Source organism: Mycobacterium lehmannii, assembly GCF_002245535.1.
GTDB lineage: Bacteria > Actinomycetota > Actinomycetes > Mycobacteriales > Mycobacteriaceae > Mycobacterium > Mycobacterium lehmannii.
Map to the genome: position 1 here is coordinate 83,569 of NZ_NKCN01000013.1, position 17,209 is coordinate 100,777.

Sequence of the window (17,209 nt, forward strand, 5' to 3'; positions counted from 1 at the left end):
AAACATGCCTTCTGCGCAGATAAAAGGCAGGTCATCAACGCCGCTTGTCAGAGTAATGAAACGTGTTCTAGCCTGACGGAATGGGTAACCCTGTAATCGTCGAAGCCACCCGTAGCCCCATCGGTAAGCGCAACGGCTGGCTGTCCGGTCTACACGCCACCGAGTTGCTCGGCGCCACCCAGAAGGCCCTTGTGGAAAAGGCTGGGATCGACGCCGCTGATGTCGAGCAGGTCGTCGGGGGCTGTGTCACCCAGTACGGCGAACAGTCCAACAACATCACCCGGGTGAGCTGGCTGGTGGCCGGCCTGCCCGAGCACGTCGGCGCGATGACCGTGGACTGCCAGTGCGGCAGCGGCCAGCAGGCCAACGGGCTCATTGCCGGATTGATCGCAGCGGGCGCCATCGACATCGGCATCGCCTGCGGTATCGAGGCGATGAGCCGCGTCGGCCTCGGCGCCAACGCCGGCCCCGACCGCAGCATCCTGCGGCCGGCGTCGTGGGACATCGACCTGCCCGACCAGTTCACCGCCGCCGAGCGGATCGCCAAACGGCGCGGGATCACCCGTGAGGACATCGACCAGTTCGGCTTCGAGTCCCAGCTCAAGGCCAAGCAGGCATGGGCCGAGGGCCGGTTCGACCGCGAAATCAGCGGCATCGAGGCTCCCGTGCTCGACGAGCAGAAACAGCCCACCAGTGAGCGCCACGTCGTGACGCGCGACCAAGGCCTGCGCGACACCACACTCGAAGGTTTGGCATCGCTGAAGCCGGTACTCGAGGACGGCATCCACACCGCCGGTACCTCGTCGCAGATCTCCGACGGTGCGGCCGCCGTGCTGTGGATGGACGAGGATAAGGCCCGCGCGCTCGGGTTGCGTCCGCGGGCGCGCATCGTGAGCCAGGCGCTGGTCGGCGCCGAACCGTACTACCACCTCGACGGGCCGGTTCAGTCGACGGCGAAGGTGCTCGAAAAGGCCGGTATGAAGATGGGCGACATCGACATCGTCGAGATCAACGAGGCTTTCGCTTCGGTCGTCCTGTCGTGGGCCCGAGTGCACGAACCCGACATGGACCGCGTCAACGTCAACGGCGGCGCGATCGCGCTCGGCCACCCCGTCGGCAGCACCGGCAGCCGGCTGATCACCACCGCCCTGCACGAGTTGGAGCGCACCGACAAGAGCACCGCGTTGATCACGATGTGTGCTGGAGGTGCGCTGTCCACAGGCACGATCATCGAACGGATCTAGTCGCACCTCTGCCCGAAGCCGTCGGACAAAGTGGCAGTTTGCGCGCGCTCAGTCGCGCAGCAGTACCGGTCGCACGCGCGCGTGGATGTGGTGGATCTTTCCGTCGTCAGCCGGAATGAGGAACGTCTCCTCGGTGCGGGCACCTACGCGCCGACCCGCGATTCGCGGCTTCGTGACGACGGTGAACGTCGCGTGCACTTCGTCGCCGTCGACGCGGAAGTCGCGATCGACGATCGCCGAGATGATCCGGAACTGTGGCCCGCCATTCAGGCTGCGCCGCAGATGCGCACCCGAGAAGCCGGTCTTGAGACCGTTCTCGATCCTGATGCAGTCCGGCGCGAAGGGAACGTCGTCACCGCGATGGCTGACCAGCGCATCGATATAGGACTCCGCGGCGGCGATGCGATCGATGTCAGAGACTGTGCCCATCGACCGAGCATAGGATGGCGGCCATGCCAAAGTCGCGGCCACGCTTCATGGATACGAAGGCTTCGGACTTCTTCGTCAAACAGATGTCCAGGCTCAACACCTTCATGTATCGCCGCAACAACGGTGAAGGGCTCGGCGGCGAGTTCCAGGGCATCCCGGTGGCCCTGCTGACGACGACCGGGCGCAAGAGTGGCCAACCGCGGGTCAGCCCGCTGTACTTTCACCGCGACGGCGACAAGGTCATCGTCGCCGCGTCGAAGGGCGGCAGCGACAAGCACCCGATGTGGTACCTGAACCTCAAGGCCGATCCTCGCGTCCAGGTGCAAATCAAGAGCGAGTTACTCGATCTGACCGCGCGCGACGCGACCGAAGAGGAACGTGCGACATACTGGCCACGACTGGTCGAAATGTACCCAACGTACGAGGATTACCAGTCCTGGACCGACCGGGTGATCCCGTTGGTGGTGTGCGAACCCTGACCGACGAACCGGCCGCTCACGCGCCGTAGACCGGCACGGGGGGACGCGCTTTCGTCAGCAGATCGGCGACCACCGGACCGAGTTCGGCCGGATCCCACCGCGCGCCCTTGTCGACCTGGGGCCCGTGCGCCCAGCCCTCGGCGACCCGGACGATCCCGCCTTCGACCTCGAACATGCGGCCGGTGACATCTTTGGATTCGACGCTTCCCAGCCAGACCACCAGCGGCGAGACGTTCTCGGGCGCCATCGCGTCGAAGTCCTGACCTTGGGTGGCCATCATGTCGGCGAACACGGTCTCGGTCATCCGGGTGCGTGCCGACGGCGCGATCGCGTTGACCGTGACGCCGTAGCGACCCATCTCCGCAGCGGCCACCAGGGTCAGGGCCGCGATTCCCGCCTTCGCGGCGCTGTAATTCGCCTGTCCCACACTGCCTTGCAAGCCGGCGCCCGAGCTCGTGTTGATGATCCGGGCATCGACGGGATTGCCGGCCTTGGACTGCGCGCGCCAGTACGCCCCGGCGTGCCGCATAGTGGCGAAGTGTCCCTTGAGGTGCACGGCGATGACGGCGTCGAACTCCTCTTCGCTGGTGTTCGCAAACATCCGGTCGCGCACGATGCCGGCGTTGTTCACCAGAACGTCGAGCCCACCGAACGTGTCCACCGCGGTCTGGATCAGGCCTTCGGCCTGGGTCCAGTCGGCGACGTTGGCACCGTTGGCGACGGCTTCCCCTCCGGCTGCGGTGATTTCGTCGACGACGCTTTGCGCGGCGCTACCACCGCCGGCGGGTGACCCGTCGAGTCCCACACCGATGTCGTTGACCACCACGCGGGCGCCCTCGGCGGCGAACGCGAGAGCGTGTGCGCGACCGATGCCGCCGCCGGACCCCGTCACGATGACCACGCGGCCGTCGAGCAATCCCATATTCGTTGTCTCCCTTGACTATTTGATATCGGCAGTGGTGGTTGCGAGGTAGTGCGGCGGCTCGCCGCCGCCGTGCACTTCAAGCGATGCGCCGCTGATGTATGACGCCGCGTCGGAGGCCAGGAATGCCGCCGCCCAACCCACGTCCGCCGGTTTGGCGAGCCGGCCCAGCGGGACGTTGCGCGAGATCGCCGCGATGGAATCCGCATCGCCGTAGAAGAGTTCGGACTGTTCGGTCTCGACCATCCCGACCACGACCGAGTTGACGCGAACCTTCGGCGCCCACTCGACCGCCAACGTGGAGGTGAGGCTTTCCATGCCGGCTTTGGCCGCCCCGTAGGGTGCGGTGCCCGGCGTGGGCCTGCGCCCGCTCACGCTGGCGATGTTGATGATCGACCCGCCACGTTCCTGCTTCTGCATCCGCGCATTCGCGTGGGTGGACACCGAAAGCGGCCCCAGAAGATTGAGTTCGACGATCTTGCGGCTGAACTTGGCCGACGACTCCGCGGCGAGCACGTACGGCGATCCGCCGGCATTGTTGATAACCACGTCGATACGACCGTGACGCTCGGCGACGGTCTCGACCAGCGAGGCGACCGCGTCGTCGTCACGCACATCGCAGGCGTGGAACTCGTACGGCAGGCCCTCGACTGGCCGGCGGGCGCACGTGACGACGGTGGCGCCCTGATCGGCGAACACGGCGCTGATGCCGGCGCCGACCCCGCGCACACCGCCGGTCACCAGCACCACCCTGCCTTCGAGGCCGAGGTTCATGTCTTGCAGGTCGGTCACTGTGCTAGCGTACCAAGCAAGTGCTTGCTTTCCTACCGGACCCAGGAAGTGCTCGGGAGCTCAGATGACTATCAACTCGACCATCACCGAACCGGGAATCGTCTCGGTCACCGTCGACTACCCGCCCGTCAACGCGATTCCGTCGCGCGGCTGGTTCGAACTCGCCGACGAGATCACCAAGGCGGGAGCCGATCCGGAAACGCATGTCGTGATCCTGCGCGCCACCGGCCGAGGCTTCAACGCCGGTGTCGACATCAAGGAGATGCAGCGCACGGAAGGCTTCACCGCGCTGATCGACGCCAACCGCGGCTGCTATGCGGCGTTCAAGGCGGTCTACGAGTGTGCGGTCCCGGTGGTCGCCGCCGTCAACGGATTCTGCGTCGGGGGCGGCATCGGTTTGGTCGGCAACGCCGACGTCATCGTCGCCTCGGACGACGCGACCTTCGGCCTGCCCGAGGTCGAGCGTGGCGCGCTCGGCGCGGCGACGCACCTGTCGCGTTTGGTGCCCCAGCACATGATGCGCCGGTTGTTCTTCACCGCCGCCACGGTCGATGCGGCGACGCTGCACCACTTCGGCTCGGTGCATGAGGTGGTTCCCCGCGATCAACTCGACGAGGCCGCGCTGCGCGTTGCGCGCGACATCGCCGCCAAGGACACCCGGGTGATCCGGGCGGCCAAGGAGGCGCTGAACCTCATCGACGTGCAGAAGGTGAACTCCAGCTACCGCATGGAGCAGGGCTTCACGTTCGAGCTGAACCTGGCAGGCGTGTCAGATGAGCACCGCGACGCGTTCGCTGGCACCGACAAGGGAGCCAAATGAGCGACAAGAGAACAACTCTCGACGACGCCGTCTCGCAGATTCGCAGTGGAATGACCATCGGAATCGGCGGCTGGGGTTCTCGGCGCAAGCCTATGGCGTTCGTGCGGGCGCTGCTGCGCACCGACATAACCGACCTCACGGTCGTCACCTACGGCGGGCCCGACCTCGGGCTGCTGTGCTCTGCGGGCAAGGTGAAACGTGCCTACTACGGCTTCGTGTCGCTCGACTCGCCGCCGTTCTACGACCCGTGGTTCGCCAAGGCGCGCACCACCGGTGCGATCGAGGCCCGCGAGATGGACGAGGGCATGCTTCGGTGCGGACTGCAGGCCGCGGCCCAGCGACTGCCGTTTCTCCCGATCCGGGCCGGGCTGGGCAGCGATGTCCGCGCGTTCTGGGGCGACGAGCTGAAGACCGTGCGGTCCCCATACCCCACCGGCGAGGCCTACGAAGAACTCGTCGCGATGCCCGCGCTCACGCTGGACGCCGGGTTCGTGCACATGAATCTCGGTGACGCTGCGGGCAATGCGGCTTACACCGGCATCGACCCCTACTTCGACGATCTGTACCTGATGGCGGCCGAACGTCGGTTCCTGTCGGTCGAGCAAGTGGTGCCGACCGACGAACTGGTCAAGGCCGTTCCGCCGCAGGCGCTTCTGATCAATCGGATGATGGTCGACACCGTCGTCGAGGCGCCCAACGGTGCGCACTTCACGACGGCCGAGCCTGACTACCGTCGCGACGAGAAGTTCCAGCGCCACTACGCCGAAGCGGCGAAATCCGACGAGTCGTGGCGAGAGTTCGTGCAGACCTATCTGTCGGGCACCGAAACCGACTATCAGGCCGCGGTGCGCAAGCTCCAGGAGGATCAATGATGTCGGTGTCCCGTGCCGAAGTGTGCGCCGTCGCGTGCGCCGAGTTGTTCCGCGACGCCGGTGAGATCATGGTCAGCCCGATGACGACCATGGTCTCGATCGGCGCCCGACTGGCCCGGCTGACCTTCTCCCCCGACATCCTGCTGACCGACGGCGAGGCGCGCCTGCTCGCCGACACGCCCGCACTCGGCGCCGCAGGGGCGATCGAAGGTTGGATGCCGTTCGGTCGGGTCTTCGAGACGCTGGCCTGGGGGCGGCGCCATGTGGTCATGGGCGCCAACCAGATCGACCGCTACGGCAACCAGAACCTGTCGGCATTCGGGCCGCTGCAGCATCCGACCCGCCAGATGTTCGGTGTGCGCGGGGCACCGGGCAACACCATCAACCACGCGACGAGTTACTGGGTGGGCAACCATTCGACGCGGGTGTTCGGTGAATCCGTCGACATCGTCTCCGGTATCGGTTGGGACAAAATCGATCCCGACAATCCGGCGTACCGGTTCGTCAACGTGTACCGGGTGATCACGAACCTCGGCGTGTTCGACTTCAACGGCCCCGATCATCAGATGCGGGCCGTGTCACTGCATCCCGGTATCGAGCCCGAACAGGTCGCCGAGAACACCTCGTTCGAGGTGCACGGCCTGGACTCCGCCGAGCAGACCCGGCTCCCGACCGACGACGAGCAGAGGCTGATCCGTGAGGTGATCGACCCCAGGGGACTGCGGGACAAGGAAATTCGGTGAGCATGCCGGGTAAGCCGACACTGCGCACACCGCTGACCGAGCTCATCGGTATCGAGCATCCGGTGGTCCAGACCGGCATGGGCTGGGTCGCGGGTGCGCGGCTGGTCTCGGCGACGTCGAACGCCGGCGGCCTGGGAATCCTGGCGTCGGCGACCATGACGCTCGAGGAACTGCAGGCGGCGGTCACCAAGGTCAAGAGCACCACGGACAAGCCCTTCGGCATCAACATCCGCGCCGACGCGGGAGACGCCGGAGAACGCATCGACCTGTTGATCCGCGAGGGGGTCAAGGTCGCCTCATTCGCCCTGGCGCCCAAACCGGATCTGATCGCCAAGCTCAAAGACGCCGGCGTCGTGGTGATTCCGTCGGTCGGCCTGGCCAAGCACGCCAAGAAGGTGGCGGGCTGGGGCGCCGACGCGGTGATCGTGCAGGGCGGTGAGGGCGGCGGCCACACGGGGCCGATCGCAACGACATTGTTGTTGCCGTCGGTGCTCGACGCTGTCGAGATCCCGGTCATTGCGGCCGGTGGCTTCTTCGACGGCCGCGGGCTGGCGGCGGCGCTGTCCTACGGCGCGGCCGGAGTCGCGATGGGCACCCGATTCCTGCTGACGTCGGACTCCACGGTGCCGGATGCGGTCAAGCGCCGCTACCTCGAATCGGGCTTGGACGGCACCGTCGTATCGACCCGTGTCGACGGGATGCCGCACCGCGTGCTGCGCACCGGCTTGGTCGAGAAGCTGGAGAGCGGATCGCGACTTCGGGGTTTCTCCGCGGCCGTCCGAAACGCGCAGAAGTTCAAGAAGATGTCGGGCATGACGTGGCGGTCGATGATCCGCGACGGCCTGGAGATGCGGCACGGCAAGGAGTTGACCTGGTCGCAGGTGGTGATGGCCGCTAACACCCCGATGTTGCTCAAAGCCGGTCTGGTCGAGGGCAATACGGACGCAGGGGTGCTGGCATCCGGTCAGGTCGCGGGCATTCTGGATGACCTGCCGTCGTGCGCCGAGCTGATCGAGACCATCGTGGCCGACGCGGTCAAGCACCTGCAGCAGGCCAGCGGCTATATCGAGTGAAGGATATCACTTAATTCTGTAGTAGTGAAGCTATAATCTTCATGTGGCAACACTGAAGCGATCCCCTTCATCGAGTCCGCGCGCCACGCTGATCGGCGATGTGATCGGCTCACGCCACGTGGCCGATCGCGCCGCCACGCATCGCGCACTCAACAAAGCGCTCGCCGACGCCGGCGGCGACGCCATCGACGCACCCGCATTCACGGTCGGTGACGAGTTCCAGGGCAGCTATCGGACGGTCGGCGCGGCGATCGAAGCGGCGTTCGTCATTGGTCTGGCCGTCGCGCCCGACATCGATGTCCGCTTCGGTATCGGCTGGGGTTCCGTGACGATCTTGGATTCCGAGTCCGGCATCCAGGACGGGCCGGGGTGGTGGGCCGCCCGCGAAGCGATCGAGTGGACCGCCTCCGCACAACGCCAACCGGGACTGGCCTCGGTGCGCACGTCGTTTCGGGCCGAAGGCGAGAGCCGCCGCGACCTCGACGCGATCAACGCCGCGCTGCTGTGTCGGGACCATCTGATTGGATCGCTCGATGACCGCTCATTGAGGATTGTGAAGGGACTGTTGACCGGCAAGACCAAAAAGGACATCGCGGCGGACGAGGGCATCAGCGCGTCGGCGGTGTCCCAACGCGCGGGCCGCGACGGGTTGGACCTCATCCTGCTCGTGGCGCAGTATCTGCGGAACGTGCCATGAGCGCGGCCGCGGTGCTGCTGATCGCGGTCGGTATCGCCGATGTCCTTCGGCGGCTCGTCGATCGTGTCTGGCTGTCCGCCGCGGCGGCACCCCTTGTCGTGACCGGTTGCGCAGCGGTGGCCGGGTTGTGGCGGTGGGGCGACATCGTGCTGCTCGTCGTGGCGGCGGTAGCCGCGGTCGGCTGGGTGGTGCTGAGTGCGCGAGCCGAACGCACCGGCCGCCGACAGATCGCGCCGCTGGTCGTCTTCGGCGGTGCGCTCGGGGTGCTGATCCTGCTCTCGGGCCTCAGCTCGGAGGTCGCAGGTGTGGCGGCACGGTGGCCGGCATGGGTCGGCATCGCGGTGTCCCCCGACCGGCTCTTGATGATCGTCGGCGTGATGCTCATGCAACTGGTGACCGGGAATCAGTTGGTGCGCTTGGTGCTTGGCTCCGTCGGTGCGGTCAAACCGGTGGGCGAGCCGCAGGCCTCGGACCGGTTGAAGGGCGGGCGGCTCCTCGGTCCGATGGAGCGGATGCTTATCCTCGGGCTGGGCCTGGCAGGCCAGCTCGCCGCGGCCACGGCCGTCGTCGCCGCCAAGAGCATCATCCGGTTCCCGGAGATCAACGCCCAGAAGGCGCGGGAAAACGGAGGAATCGGAATCGACGAAGTGACCGAGTACTTTCTTGTCGGAAGCTTCGCCAGCTGGATCGTCGCACTCGGCGGACTGGCTCTCGCGCACTGAACGGTAAGCCTTTCCATTCGCCCGTAATCCGGCCCCAGGTTTCCTACACTCGCGCCCATGAAGACCAACGCCGCCGTTCTGTGGGGACTCAACGAGCCGTGGAGCATCGAGGAGATCGACCTCGATGGCCCAAAGGAGGGCGAGGTCCTCATCTCGTTCGAGGCCACCGGCCTGTGCCACTCGGACCACCACGCCGTCACGGGTGACTTCGCCGGAGTGCCGCTGCCGATCATCGGCGGACACGAGGGGGCGGGCATCGTCGTCGAACTCGGACCGGGCGTGCGCGGCCTCGAAGTCGGCGACCACGTCGTCACGTCCTTCCTGCCCGCGTGCGGACGCTGCCGCTGGTGCGCAAGCGGGCATCAGAACCTGTGCGACCTCGGCGCTCTGATCCTGGTCGGTTTGCAGGCCGACGGCACATACCGGCGGAAGGTCCGCGGTCAGGACGTCGGGGTCTTGTCGGGCATCGGCAGCTTCTCGCAGTTCGGCACGCTGTCGGAGGCATCGGTCGTCAAGATCGACGACGATCTGCCACTGGCCCGTGCCTGCCTGCTGGGCTGCGGGGTGATGACGGGATGGGGTTCAGCCGTCAACACCGCCGACGTCACACCCGGAGATACAGTCGTGATCATCGGGTGCGGCGGCATCGGCAGCGGCGCGATTCAAGGTGCGCGGCTGGCCGGCGCGGAGCACATCGTGGTCGTCGACCTCGTAGAGAGCAAGCGGGAGAAGGCTTTCGAGTTCGGGGCCACCCACTTCGTGACCTCCATGCCCGAGGCCATGGAACTGGTCGGCGAACTCACCCGCGGCGTGATGGCTGACTCCGCGCTGTTGACCATGGGCGTGCTCGAAGGGCGGATGATCGACGAGGCGCTCAACATCATCCGCAAGGGCGGTGCGGTCGTGATGACGGCGATCGCGTCGATGGCCGACGTCACGCCGACGCTGTCGATGGCGATGATGACGCTGTTCCAGAAGCGCCTGCTGGGCAGCCTCTACGGCGAGGCCAACCCGCGCGCCGACATCCCGCGGCTCCTCAACCTCTACCGCGACGGCAAGCTTCTGCTCGACGAAACCGTCACTGCCGAATACAAACTCAACGACATCAACGAGGGTTACGACGACATGCTGGCGGGGCGCAACATCCGCGGCGTGATCATCCACGACCACTGACGTGATGCCGGAGGCATAGTGCGCTGGCTGTCGCATGTGCGGTCGGTGCTGAGCACCGAGATTCACGCCGTCCGCAATCGCAAGCTGGACCTCAATCCCGCCGATCTCACGCGATTCACGGTTCCGTTGGTCTTCGGTTTGGCGGGTGCGGTGGCGTTCGGCGCCGTGCCGCTGATTGTCATTCGCAGCAGCGTCAGCACTGATGACGTGCTGGTCCCGCTGTTGGGATCGCTGGCCCTGACGGCTGTGGGCACCGCTGTGATGACGTGGTTGATCGCCATCGTGGTGTCCGGTCTCGTTCTGGTGATCGTGTATCGAACCGCGCCGGCTACGGCGTCGCGGTTGGTGATTCGTACCGTCGTCGACTCGTTCGACCGCGTCAGCGATACGGCCGCGCGCCTGGCAACACTCGCCCTGGTGGCCGGCCTCGTCGCCCTGGCGATCGGGCTGCCGACGCGGCCCGACGACGAGCTGGCGCATCCCGTGGTCAACGACCTGCTCACCGCGCAGATCGGAGTGCTCCTGGCTGCGCTCGGCATTGCCTACCTTGCCGAGACCGTGCGCTGCGCCGCCGAACTGGTCGACAGGCAGTCGCTGTTGCTGGCATGGCCGTGGTCGCTTGGGATCTCTTGTGTCAGCTGGATTATCGCGACCAGCGTCGGGCCGTTCCAGACCTCGCGCATGCTGGCGGTCCTGCTCAACGAGTGGCTTCCGGCCACCGTGAACGGGACTCCGCGAACGGAAGTGATCGCCGACCTCCTTCCGGCCGGTGCGAACTGGTGGGCGGCCTTCGCACTGTTGCCTGTGATCGCCGTGGTGTGGGCGCTCGGAGCGCACCGCCATGACGGGTTCGCGACGATGCGAGAGCTCGTAGAGGGCGACAGTGCGGGGCCGCGGGAGGCCTAGAGGCGCTCGATGATCGTGACGTTGGCGGTGCCGCCGCCTTCGCACATCGTCTGTAGGCCGTAGCGACCGCCGGTGCGCTCCAACGTGTTCAGCATCGTCGCAAACAACTTCGCACCCGTCGCACCCAGCGGATGACCGAGCGCGATCGCGCCGCCGCTGGGGTTGACCTTCGCCGGGTCTGCGCCGGTCTCCTTGAGCCACGCCATCACAACCGGCGCGAAGGCTTCGTTGATCTCGACGGTGTCGATGTCCTCGATCGACAGGCCCGTCTTCTTCAACGCGTACTCCGTTGCCGGAATCGGCCCGGTCAACATGAACACCGGGTCGGCGCCGCGGGCGCTGATGTGGTGGATGCGGGCGCGGGGCTTGAGTCCGTGGTCCTTGACGGCCTGCTCGGAGGCCAGCAGCACCGCACTGGCGCCGTCGGAGATCTGGCTGGCCATCGCGGCGGTCAGCCGGCCGCCGTCGACCAAGGTCTTGAGGCCGGCCATCTTCTCCAGCGAGGTGTCACGGGGGCCCTCGTCGGTGACGAACCCGTCGACCGGAATGATCTCGTTCTCGAAGTGACCGGAGCGGATCGCCTCTTGTGCCCGTTCGTGGCTCGTCAGCGAGTACTGCTCCATCGCCTCGCGCGAAATGTCCCACTTCTCCGCGATCAGCTCGGCGCCGCGGAACTGTGAGATCTCCTGATCGCCGTAGCGGTGCAGCCAGCTCTTGGATTCGTTCGTGGGCGAGGTGAAGCCGAACTGCTCGGCGACGGTCATCGCCGACGAGATCGGGATCTGGCTCATGTTCTGCATGCCGCCGGCGACGATGAGGTCGGCTGTTCCGGACATGATCGCTTGTGCGCCAAAGGAAACAGCCTGCTGGCTGGACCCGCACTGGCGGTCGACGGTGACGCCCGGCACCTCTTCCGGGTAGCCGGCCGCCAGCCACGAGAGGCGAGCGATGTTGCCGGCCTGCGGACCGATCGCATCGACGCAACCGGCGATGACATCGTCGACCGCGCCGGGATCCACGTCGACGCGGTCGAACAGGCCACGCCATGCGGCAGCGCCCAGATCCACGGGATGCACACCGGCCAGCGATCCGTTGCGCTTGCCGACTGCGGTGCGAACCGCGTCGATGACGTAAGCCTGCGATGTTGGAGTCATGGTTTCCTCATTTTTTCGTGATGCCACCAAGAACGATAGCGAGATACTGACGGCCGACCTCTTCGGCCGTGAGCGGTCCGCCCGGCTGATACCAGCGGACTGAAACCCAGGTGGTGTCGCGGATGAACCGGTACACCAGATCAACGTCGATGTCGGGCCGGAAGTAGCCCTCTTCGACACCCTGGTTGAGCAGGTCCAGCCACATCTTGCGTTGCTCTTTGTTGCGCTGCTCCACGTAGGAGAACCGCTCCTGCCCGGACAGCCGCTTGGCTTCGTCCTGATAGATGACGACCTGCGCGTGCCGGTGCTCGATCGCCTCGAACGAGGTCATGAACAGACCCTTGAGGCGCTCCAGCGGGTTGGGTTCGGTGTCGACGATCTCCTGGTAACGCGTGAACAACCAGTCGAGGAAGCCCCGCAGGACTTCGTCGACCATTTCTTCCTTCGATGAGAAGTGGTGATACAGGCTGCCTGAGAGGATGCCCGCGGAGTCGGCGATATCGCGCACCGTCGTCGCGCGCAGGCCTCGCTCGGCGAACATCGTCGCGGCGAGCTCGAGTAGCTCGGCGCGGCGCGTCGGCGGCTGGCTCACCGGCTGCTTCTGTGGCACCTGATCCACCGACACAGGATATCAACCAAGCGCTTGCTTGCCTACTTGCGTCCCGGTTGGCGAGCCGGTTTTGTACTTACGAGCGGTGACCGACGTGCGTTCTGGAGCGAAATCCGCGCACAGAGCAACCTCGGAATCCCCTTAGAGTTGAGCCATGTTCGTCGATACCGACCTGCTTCGGATGGGAGCCGGCTTCGCGAAGAGCGCCGGTGAGATCGTGAAACGTGGCGCGGACGAGTTCACCGCCACAGCACTGCCTTCCGGAATCTTCGGCGACTTCGACAGCGCGAATGATTTCCACAGCGCATTGGGCCGCGCGCACGAGGCACATGCGACGACGATGCGCCTGCACCATTCCGACCTCGAGGGCTTCGCCGCAAAGGCGACCGACGGCGCCACGCTGTTCGACGAACGCGATCGGGTCGGGGCGGCCGCGGTGCGCGCGGCGGGCGAGCCGATTGCCTGAGCCGGCGTGACGGTTGACCTCAAGCACCTCGATGTCGGGCTGCTCACCGGCTCCGCCGGGGGAGATCCGTGGCAGGTCAACCGCACTATGCAGAGCGGGTCTCCGGGCCAGATCAGCGAGCTCGCGACGGCGTTTTACAACGCCGCAGCGTGCACCACCGAAACGAGCAATGAATTCGCCGTAGCCCAGCAGCGTTTCGCTGCGGCATGGGATCGGCAGGACGGTGGCGGCCACCCGATCAACGACTCGGCGGAGGTGAAGCGCGCCACCGAGTCGCTGAAACTCAACGACGAGCAGATCCGCCGGATCGCCGTAGACCTGCAGAACGTGTCGGCGTCACTGGCCGAAGCGCAGCGCAGCGGTGACGTTGTGGTCTCGAACCTCGACGCATCACTGAAGTGGATCGACAATCTGATCGAGCATGAACTCGCCGTCGCGGCGGCTAACGGTGAAAAGGCCGATGTCGAGGGTCTTGGGCAGGCGGCTGTCGACCGGACCCGCGAAGCACTGGAATCGGTTCAGGCGGTGCGCGATGGTTACTCCGAGCAGCTGACCAAGTCCCGTCACGAGATGGCTGCCGAGGGCTACTCCCCGGAAGCAATGCAACACGTTGAAGGTGAACAAAACTCGCTGGCAGATCAGGAGGCCAAAGCCGAAGCAGGTCAGTACGGCAGCGGTCAACGCGAGCGCGACGAGGCGTTGGTGAACTCTCTTGGCGAATCGACGCCGGAGGAGCAGGCCGCCGCGGCACGGTTACGAGATTTCGGCATCATCAACGACCCGACAGCCAGCTTGGAACAAGTGCGCTACGCGGGCCAGCGGCTCGACGATTACCACACCTCGATCACTCAGGGCCCGCTGCCGACCGATCCGGTTCTCGGCGGTGACGCCCGGTCCCGGGCGCGCACACGACTGGAGATGCAGGCGATGCTCGAGCGGGGACTGGTGGGGGAGCCGCCGATGTCACCGGATCGGGCCACGGCGATGATCAACCGAACTGAGGTGCTGACAAGGGAATTGGTCGTCGCACGCGTACAGGAACAGCTGACTCGGGCCGGTATGTCACCCGAAGGCGCCGCGGCCGCTACTGACAGCATGGCGCAGGGCGTCGTGCCGAAGGAGTTGGTGGAGGCGGCGTCCGCTGCGAACAAGCCGATCGCGGCTGGAGCGAAAGCGTTCGACTACTTCGCCGATTCTCTACCTCTGAAAGACCATCCGGTGCAAGGTATGCCGGGGTTCTCGGCGAGCGACGTAGATGTGCTCAAGAAGGTTGGAGGCAACCTTGGGGTAGCCGGGAACCTCGTCGACTTCGGTGTCGGAATGTACGAATGGCGACACGGCGCTCCGCTCGGCGAGGTTGCCGCCAAGACCGGCGGCGGCATGGTCGGCGCCTCGGGAATGGCCGCCATCGGCGCGTGGCTCGGGGCCCCGGCCGGCCCGGTCGGAGTCTTCGCGGGCGCGTTCATCCTCGGCTCCATCGGCTCTCTCGCCGGAGAGCAAATCGGCAAGGGTATCTATCAGAAGGTGGCTGGGAACTGATGAAGGACTTCTTCATGCTTACCGCGTTCGGCGGCCTTGCCGCTGCGATCCTCGCGGGATGGCTGCCGCTAGATATCGGACGCATCGTCTACTGGACTGGCGCCGTCGTCACGACCGTCTCCGTGTTCCTCATAGCCTATCCGCCGGACTGGCAGGAAGGCCTCCTGATGGCGCTCTTTGCTCTGGGCGTTATCACCTTCGTGGCTTACTTTTGGACCCGGTTCATTTCGATCCGCGGCAAGACCTATTCGCTGTTCGCGGATCCAGACACCATTGATGACTACGGCCTTGGCTTGACCCCCGCAAAGACTTGGTGGTTAACGGTTTTCGCAGTGGTAATACTTGTCGGAGGCGGTGCTTCCTTCGTCGCCGACGGCGCTGCGTTCTGGGTCCCGGTTGGTATGGGCGCCATCATCTTATTCAGCGCCTTCTCCCTCGGATATCGCGATGCGTTGGCCCACCGACCCATCGCGGCCGGACAGAAAGCGCAGCTCACCCTGGTGACCGTGCTGACCCTGGGCGTCTTCGCGATCGTGTATCTGGGAGCCTACAAAGCCGGCGCGCGTCGGGCTGTCGAGAGGCGCACTACCGGTTAGGCCCGTTGACTCGACACGGAGATGACTTCTCCCGTCAGGTAACTGGAGTACTCACTGGCCAAGAACGCGATGGTGGCGGCGACCTCCCACGGCTCGGCCGCGCGGCCGAACGCCTCGCCCTCCGACAACCGATCCAACAGATCCGCGCTGCTGGTCTTCTCCAAGAACTTGTGCCTCGCGATGCTCGGCGACACCGCGTTGATTCGCACCCCGTACTCGACGGCCTCGATCGCACTGCACCGAGTCAGCGCCATCACCCCGGCCTTGGCTGCGGCGTAGTGCGACTGTGAATGCTGTGCGCGCCAACCCAACACGCTGGCGTTGTTGACGATCACGCCGCCATGGTCGGCGTCGCGGAAGTACCGCAACGCCGCCCGCGTCGCACGCATCACCGACGTCAGCGTGACGTTGAGGACGCGGTCCCACTCTTCGTCCGTCATTTCGACGACGGGGGTCTGCCCGCCGAGGCCGGCATTGTTGACCATGACGTCCAGTCGGCCCATCCGCGCCGTCGTAGATGCGATCAACGCATCCACCTGCGCGGTGGAGGTCACGTCGCATACGACACTTTCGACCCGCCCCAACCCGAGTTCGAGCAACTGGTCGCGTGCCTCTCCGAGGCGCCGCTCGTGGTGGTCGGAGACAACCACGTCGGCACCCTCGAGCAGCGCCCGGCGTGCCACCGCGGATCCGATACCGGTGCCCGCGGCCGCCGTCACGGCGACCACCTTGCCGGTCAGCAGGCCGTGTCCCTCAATCTCTTTCGGGGCTTCTGACAGGTTCACGAAGGCCTGACCTCTCGGGGTAGGCCGAGCACCCGCTCGGCGATGATGTTGCGCTGCACCTCGTTGGACCCGCCGTAGATCGTGTCCGCCCGCGAGAACAGGTACAGCCGCTGCCACTCACTGAAGTCGCCGTCGGTCAGCGTCAGACCCTCGCGGCCGAGCACGTCCATCGCGATCTCGCCGAGCTCGCGATGCCAGTTGGCCCACAACAGCTTCGAAACGTTATCTTGACCCGGCTGCTCGACGTCCATGGTCGCCAGCGCATACGACCGCATCGCCCGCAGCCCAGCCCACGAACGCGCCAAACGCTCCCTGACCAACGGATCATCCGCTGCGCCGGTGCGTTTCGCCAACTCCGCCACACCCGAGAGCTCGCGGGCGTACTCGATCTGCTGGCCCAGCGTCGACACCCCGCGCTCGAACGTCAGCGTGCCCATCGCGACCCGCCAGCCGTCACCCGGTTCGCCGACGACCAGCGACGCATCCGTGCGGGCGTCGTCGAAGAAAACCTCGTTGAACTCCGAGTCGCCGGTCAGCTGCACGATGGGGCGAATCTCCACGCCCGGTTGATCCAGCGGCACCAGCAGATACGACAGACCGGTGTGCCGCTTGGAGCCCTTCTCTGTGCGGGCGACGACGAAGCACCACTGCGCCCAGTGCGCGAGCGAGGTCCACACCTTCTGCCCGTTGACCACCCACTGGTCGCCGTCGAGTTCGGCGGTCGTGGACACGTTGGCGAGGTCGCTGCCGGCACCCGGTTCGGAGTAGCCCTGGCACCACAACTCGGTCACGTCGAGGATCTTCGGCAGGAAGCGCTTCTGCTGCTCGGGGGTGCCGTACGCGATCAACGTCGGTCCCAGCAACTCCTCGCCGAAGTGGTTGACCTTCGCAGGAGCGTTCGCGATCGCGTACTCCTCGTAGAACGCCACCCGGTGCGCCACCGACAGACCGCGACCGCCGTGCTCTTCGGGCCAGCCCAGGCACGTCAGTCCGGCCGCCGCCAGATGCTGGTTCCACGCTCGGCGTTCCTCGAATGCTTCGTGTTCTCGGCCCGGCCCGCCAAGGCCCTTGAGTGCGGCGTACTCCCCGACGAGGTTGTCGGCGAGCCAGTCGCGGACCTCGGCCCGGAACTCCTCGACCTCAATCACCCTTGTAGGCTAACCTACCAAGCACTTGCTTTGTTAGAG

The 17,209-nt window shown here is 65.9% G+C and carries 20 protein-coding genes; 13 read left to right on the forward strand and 7 right to left on the reverse strand.

What is annotated here, in order from left to right:
- Positions 1-80 precede the first annotated feature (80 nt).
- Complete coding sequence (locus CEX87_RS15880; protein ID WP_064399223.1) at positions 81-1,244, forward strand: steroid 3-ketoacyl-CoA thiolase; 1,164 nt, start codon at positions 81-83, stop codon at positions 1,242-1,244.
- Positions 1,245-1,292: 48 nt separating this feature from the next.
- Here the strand turns inward: CEX87_RS15880 and CEX87_RS15885 are convergent, their stop codons facing one another.
- Positions 1,293-1,673 (reverse strand): hypothetical protein, encoded by a 381-nt coding sequence (locus CEX87_RS15885; protein WP_064419327.1) that lies wholly within the window; start codon positions 1,671-1,673, stop codon positions 1,293-1,295.
- 23 nt (positions 1,674-1,696) lie between these two features.
- Here CEX87_RS15885 and CEX87_RS15890 point away from each other — a divergent pair, with 23 nt between their 5' ends.
- Positions 1,697-2,152 (forward strand): nitroreductase family deazaflavin-dependent oxidoreductase, encoded by a 456-nt coding sequence (locus CEX87_RS15890; RefSeq protein ID WP_094288088.1) that lies wholly within the window; start codon positions 1,697-1,699, stop codon positions 2,150-2,152.
- Positions 2,153-2,168: 16 nt separating this feature from the next.
- Here CEX87_RS15890 and CEX87_RS15895 read toward each other — a convergent pair whose 3' ends face one another.
- Positions 2,169-3,074 carry an SDR family oxidoreductase gene (locus tag CEX87_RS15895; protein ID WP_064399225.1) on the reverse strand — a complete coding sequence of 302 codons (906 nt, stop codon included), beginning with the start codon at positions 3,072-3,074 and terminating at the stop codon, positions 2,169-2,171.
- An 18-nt stretch (positions 3,075-3,092) separates the two neighbouring features.
- Positions 3,093-3,848, reverse strand: coding sequence for an SDR family oxidoreductase (locus CEX87_RS15900; protein ID WP_174522714.1), 756 nt, complete (start codon positions 3,846-3,848; stop codon positions 3,093-3,095).
- 82 nt (positions 3,849-3,930) lie between these two features.
- On the opposite strand from CEX87_RS15900, the gene echA20 reads away from it, so the two are divergent.
- From echA20 to CEX87_RS15940, 8 genes are read left to right on the forward strand one after another with little or no spacing between them, the layout of a single operon-like run.
- Positions 3,931-4,686, forward strand: a complete 756-nt coding sequence (gene echA20 / locus CEX87_RS15905; protein ID WP_064399227.1) for a (7aS)-7a-methyl-1,5-dioxo-2,3,5,6,7,7a-hexahydro-1H-indene-carboxyl-CoA hydrolase — start codon at positions 3,931-3,933, stop codon at positions 4,684-4,686.
- Positions 4,683-5,558: a cholesterol ring-cleaving hydrolase subunit IpdA gene (gene ipdA, locus CEX87_RS15910; RefSeq protein ID WP_094288038.1), complete on the forward strand. Its 876-nt coding sequence runs from the start codon at positions 4,683-4,685 to the stop codon at positions 5,556-5,558. The genes echA20 and ipdA overlap by 4 nt, the downstream gene beginning before the upstream one ends.
- Positions 5,555-6,301, forward strand: coding sequence for a cholesterol ring-cleaving hydrolase subunit IpdB (gene ipdB / locus CEX87_RS15915; RefSeq protein WP_064399229.1), 747 nt, complete (start codon positions 5,555-5,557; stop codon positions 6,299-6,301). Before ipdA ends, ipdB begins: the two co-directional genes overlap by 4 nt.
- 2 nt (positions 6,302-6,303) lie before the next feature.
- A complete protein-coding gene (ipdC, locus tag CEX87_RS15920) occupies positions 6,304-7,374 on the forward strand; it encodes a (3aS,4S,5R,7aS)-5-hydroxy-7a-methyl-1-oxo-octahydro-1H-indene-4-carboxyl-CoA dehydrogenase (RefSeq protein ID WP_064399367.1) in 1,071 nt (356 codons plus the stop codon).
- Positions 7,375-7,417: 43 nt separating this feature from the next.
- Entirely contained in the window at positions 7,418-8,071 is a 654-nt protein-coding gene (locus CEX87_RS15925; RefSeq protein WP_094288040.1) for a SatD family protein, read from the forward strand.
- The gene (locus CEX87_RS15930; RefSeq protein WP_094288042.1) at positions 8,068-8,793 is read left to right on the forward strand and encodes a hypothetical protein; all 726 of its coding nucleotides are present in this window, start codon (positions 8,068-8,070) and stop codon (positions 8,791-8,793) included. Before CEX87_RS15925 ends, CEX87_RS15930 begins: the two co-directional genes overlap by 4 nt.
- 57 nt (positions 8,794-8,850) lie before the next feature.
- Positions 8,851-9,966 (forward strand): NDMA-dependent alcohol dehydrogenase, encoded by a 1,116-nt coding sequence (locus CEX87_RS15935; protein WP_064399231.1) that lies wholly within the window; start codon positions 8,851-8,853, stop codon positions 9,964-9,966.
- An 18-nt stretch (positions 9,967-9,984) separates the two neighbouring features.
- Positions 9,985-10,872 carry a hypothetical protein gene (locus CEX87_RS15940; RefSeq protein WP_064399232.1) on the forward strand — a complete coding sequence of 296 codons (888 nt, stop codon included), beginning with the start codon at positions 9,985-9,987 and terminating at the stop codon, positions 10,870-10,872.
- Here the strand turns inward: CEX87_RS15940 and fadA6 are convergent.
- Positions 10,869-12,026 (reverse strand): steroid 3-ketoacyl-CoA thiolase FadA6, encoded by a 1,158-nt coding sequence (fadA6, locus tag CEX87_RS15945; RefSeq protein ID WP_094288044.1) that lies wholly within the window; start codon positions 12,024-12,026, stop codon positions 10,869-10,871. The two genes, CEX87_RS15940 and fadA6, sit on opposite strands and share 4 nt — an antisense overlap.
- Positions 12,027-12,033: 7 nt before the next feature.
- Complete coding sequence (kstR2, locus tag CEX87_RS15950) at positions 12,034-12,618, reverse strand: TetR family transcriptional regulator KstR2 (protein WP_064399369.1); 585 nt, start codon at positions 12,616-12,618, stop codon at positions 12,034-12,036.
- 172 nt (positions 12,619-12,790) lie between these two features.
- On the opposite strand from kstR2, the gene CEX87_RS15955 reads away from it, so the two are divergent.
- The 3 genes from CEX87_RS15955 to CEX87_RS15965 are packed head-to-tail and all read left to right on the forward strand — an operon-like array spanning position 12,791 to position 15,237.
- The gene (locus CEX87_RS15955; RefSeq protein ID WP_064399234.1) at positions 12,791-13,102 is read left to right on the forward strand and encodes a DUF2563 family protein; all 312 of its coding nucleotides are present in this window, start codon (positions 12,791-12,793) and stop codon (positions 13,100-13,102) included.
- Between the two features lie 6 nt (positions 13,103-13,108).
- The gene (locus CEX87_RS15960; RefSeq protein WP_094288047.1) at positions 13,109-14,641 is read left to right on the forward strand and encodes a putative alpha/beta hydrolase; all 1,533 of its coding nucleotides are present in this window, start codon (positions 13,109-13,111) and stop codon (positions 14,639-14,641) included.
- A complete protein-coding gene (locus CEX87_RS15965; RefSeq protein ID WP_094288049.1) occupies positions 14,641-15,237 on the forward strand; it encodes a hypothetical protein in 597 nt (198 codons plus the stop codon). Before CEX87_RS15960 ends, CEX87_RS15965 begins: the two co-directional genes overlap by 1 nt.
- Here CEX87_RS15965 and ipdF read toward each other — a convergent pair.
- Entirely contained in the window at positions 15,234-16,022 is a 789-nt protein-coding gene (gene ipdF, locus CEX87_RS15970) for a (5R,7aS)-5-hydroxy-7a-methyl-1-oxo-2,3,5,6,7,7a-hexahydro-1H-indene-carboxyl-CoA reductase (protein WP_094288051.1), read from the reverse strand. The genes CEX87_RS15965 and ipdF overlap by 4 nt on opposite strands.
- Positions 16,019-17,170, reverse strand: a complete 1,152-nt coding sequence (gene ipdE1 / locus CEX87_RS15975) for an acyl-CoA dehydrogenase IpdE1 (protein WP_094288053.1) — start codon at positions 17,168-17,170, stop codon at positions 16,019-16,021. Before ipdE1 ends, ipdF begins: the two co-directional genes overlap by 4 nt.
- Between the last annotated feature and the right edge of the window lie 39 nt (positions 17,171-17,209).

Coding starts and splice junctions, on each gene's coding strand:
- CEX87_RS15880 (WP_064399223.1), top strand. CDS start 81: ATGGGTAACCCTGTAATCGTCGAAGCCACCCGTAGCCCCATCGGTAAG.
- CEX87_RS15885 (WP_064419327.1), bottom strand. CDS start 1,673: ATGGGCACAGTCTCTGACATCGATCGCATCGCCGCCGCGGAGTCCTAT.
- CEX87_RS15890 (WP_094288088.1), top strand. CDS start 1,697: ATGCCAAAGTCGCGGCCACGCTTCATGGATACGAAGGCTTCGGACTTC.
- CEX87_RS15895 (WP_064399225.1), bottom strand. CDS start 3,074: ATGGGATTGCTCGACGGCCGCGTGGTCATCGTGACGGGGTCCGGCGGC.
- CEX87_RS15900 (WP_174522714.1), bottom strand. CDS start 3,848: ATGAACCTCGGCCTCGAAGGCAGGGTGGTGCTGGTGACCGGCGGTGTG.
- echA20 (WP_064399227.1), top strand. CDS start 3,931: ATGACTATCAACTCGACCATCACCGAACCGGGAATCGTCTCGGTCACC.
- ipdA (WP_094288038.1), top strand. CDS start 4,683: ATGAGCGACAAGAGAACAACTCTCGACGACGCCGTCTCGCAGATTCGC.
- ipdB (WP_064399229.1), top strand. CDS start 5,555: ATGATGTCGGTGTCCCGTGCCGAAGTGTGCGCCGTCGCGTGCGCCGAG.
- ipdC (WP_064399367.1), top strand. CDS start 6,304: ATGCCGGGTAAGCCGACACTGCGCACACCGCTGACCGAGCTCATCGGT.
- CEX87_RS15930 (WP_094288042.1), top strand. CDS start 8,068: ATGAGCGCGGCCGCGGTGCTGCTGATCGCGGTCGGTATCGCCGATGTC.
- CEX87_RS15935 (WP_064399231.1), top strand. CDS start 8,851: ATGAAGACCAACGCCGCCGTTCTGTGGGGACTCAACGAGCCGTGGAGC.
- fadA6 (WP_094288044.1), bottom strand. CDS start 12,026: ATGACTCCAACATCGCAGGCTTACGTCATCGACGCGGTTCGCACCGCA.
- CEX87_RS15955 (WP_064399234.1), top strand. CDS start 12,791: ATGTTCGTCGATACCGACCTGCTTCGGATGGGAGCCGGCTTCGCGAAG.
- CEX87_RS15965 (WP_094288049.1), top strand. CDS start 14,641: ATGAAGGACTTCTTCATGCTTACCGCGTTCGGCGGCCTTGCCGCTGCG.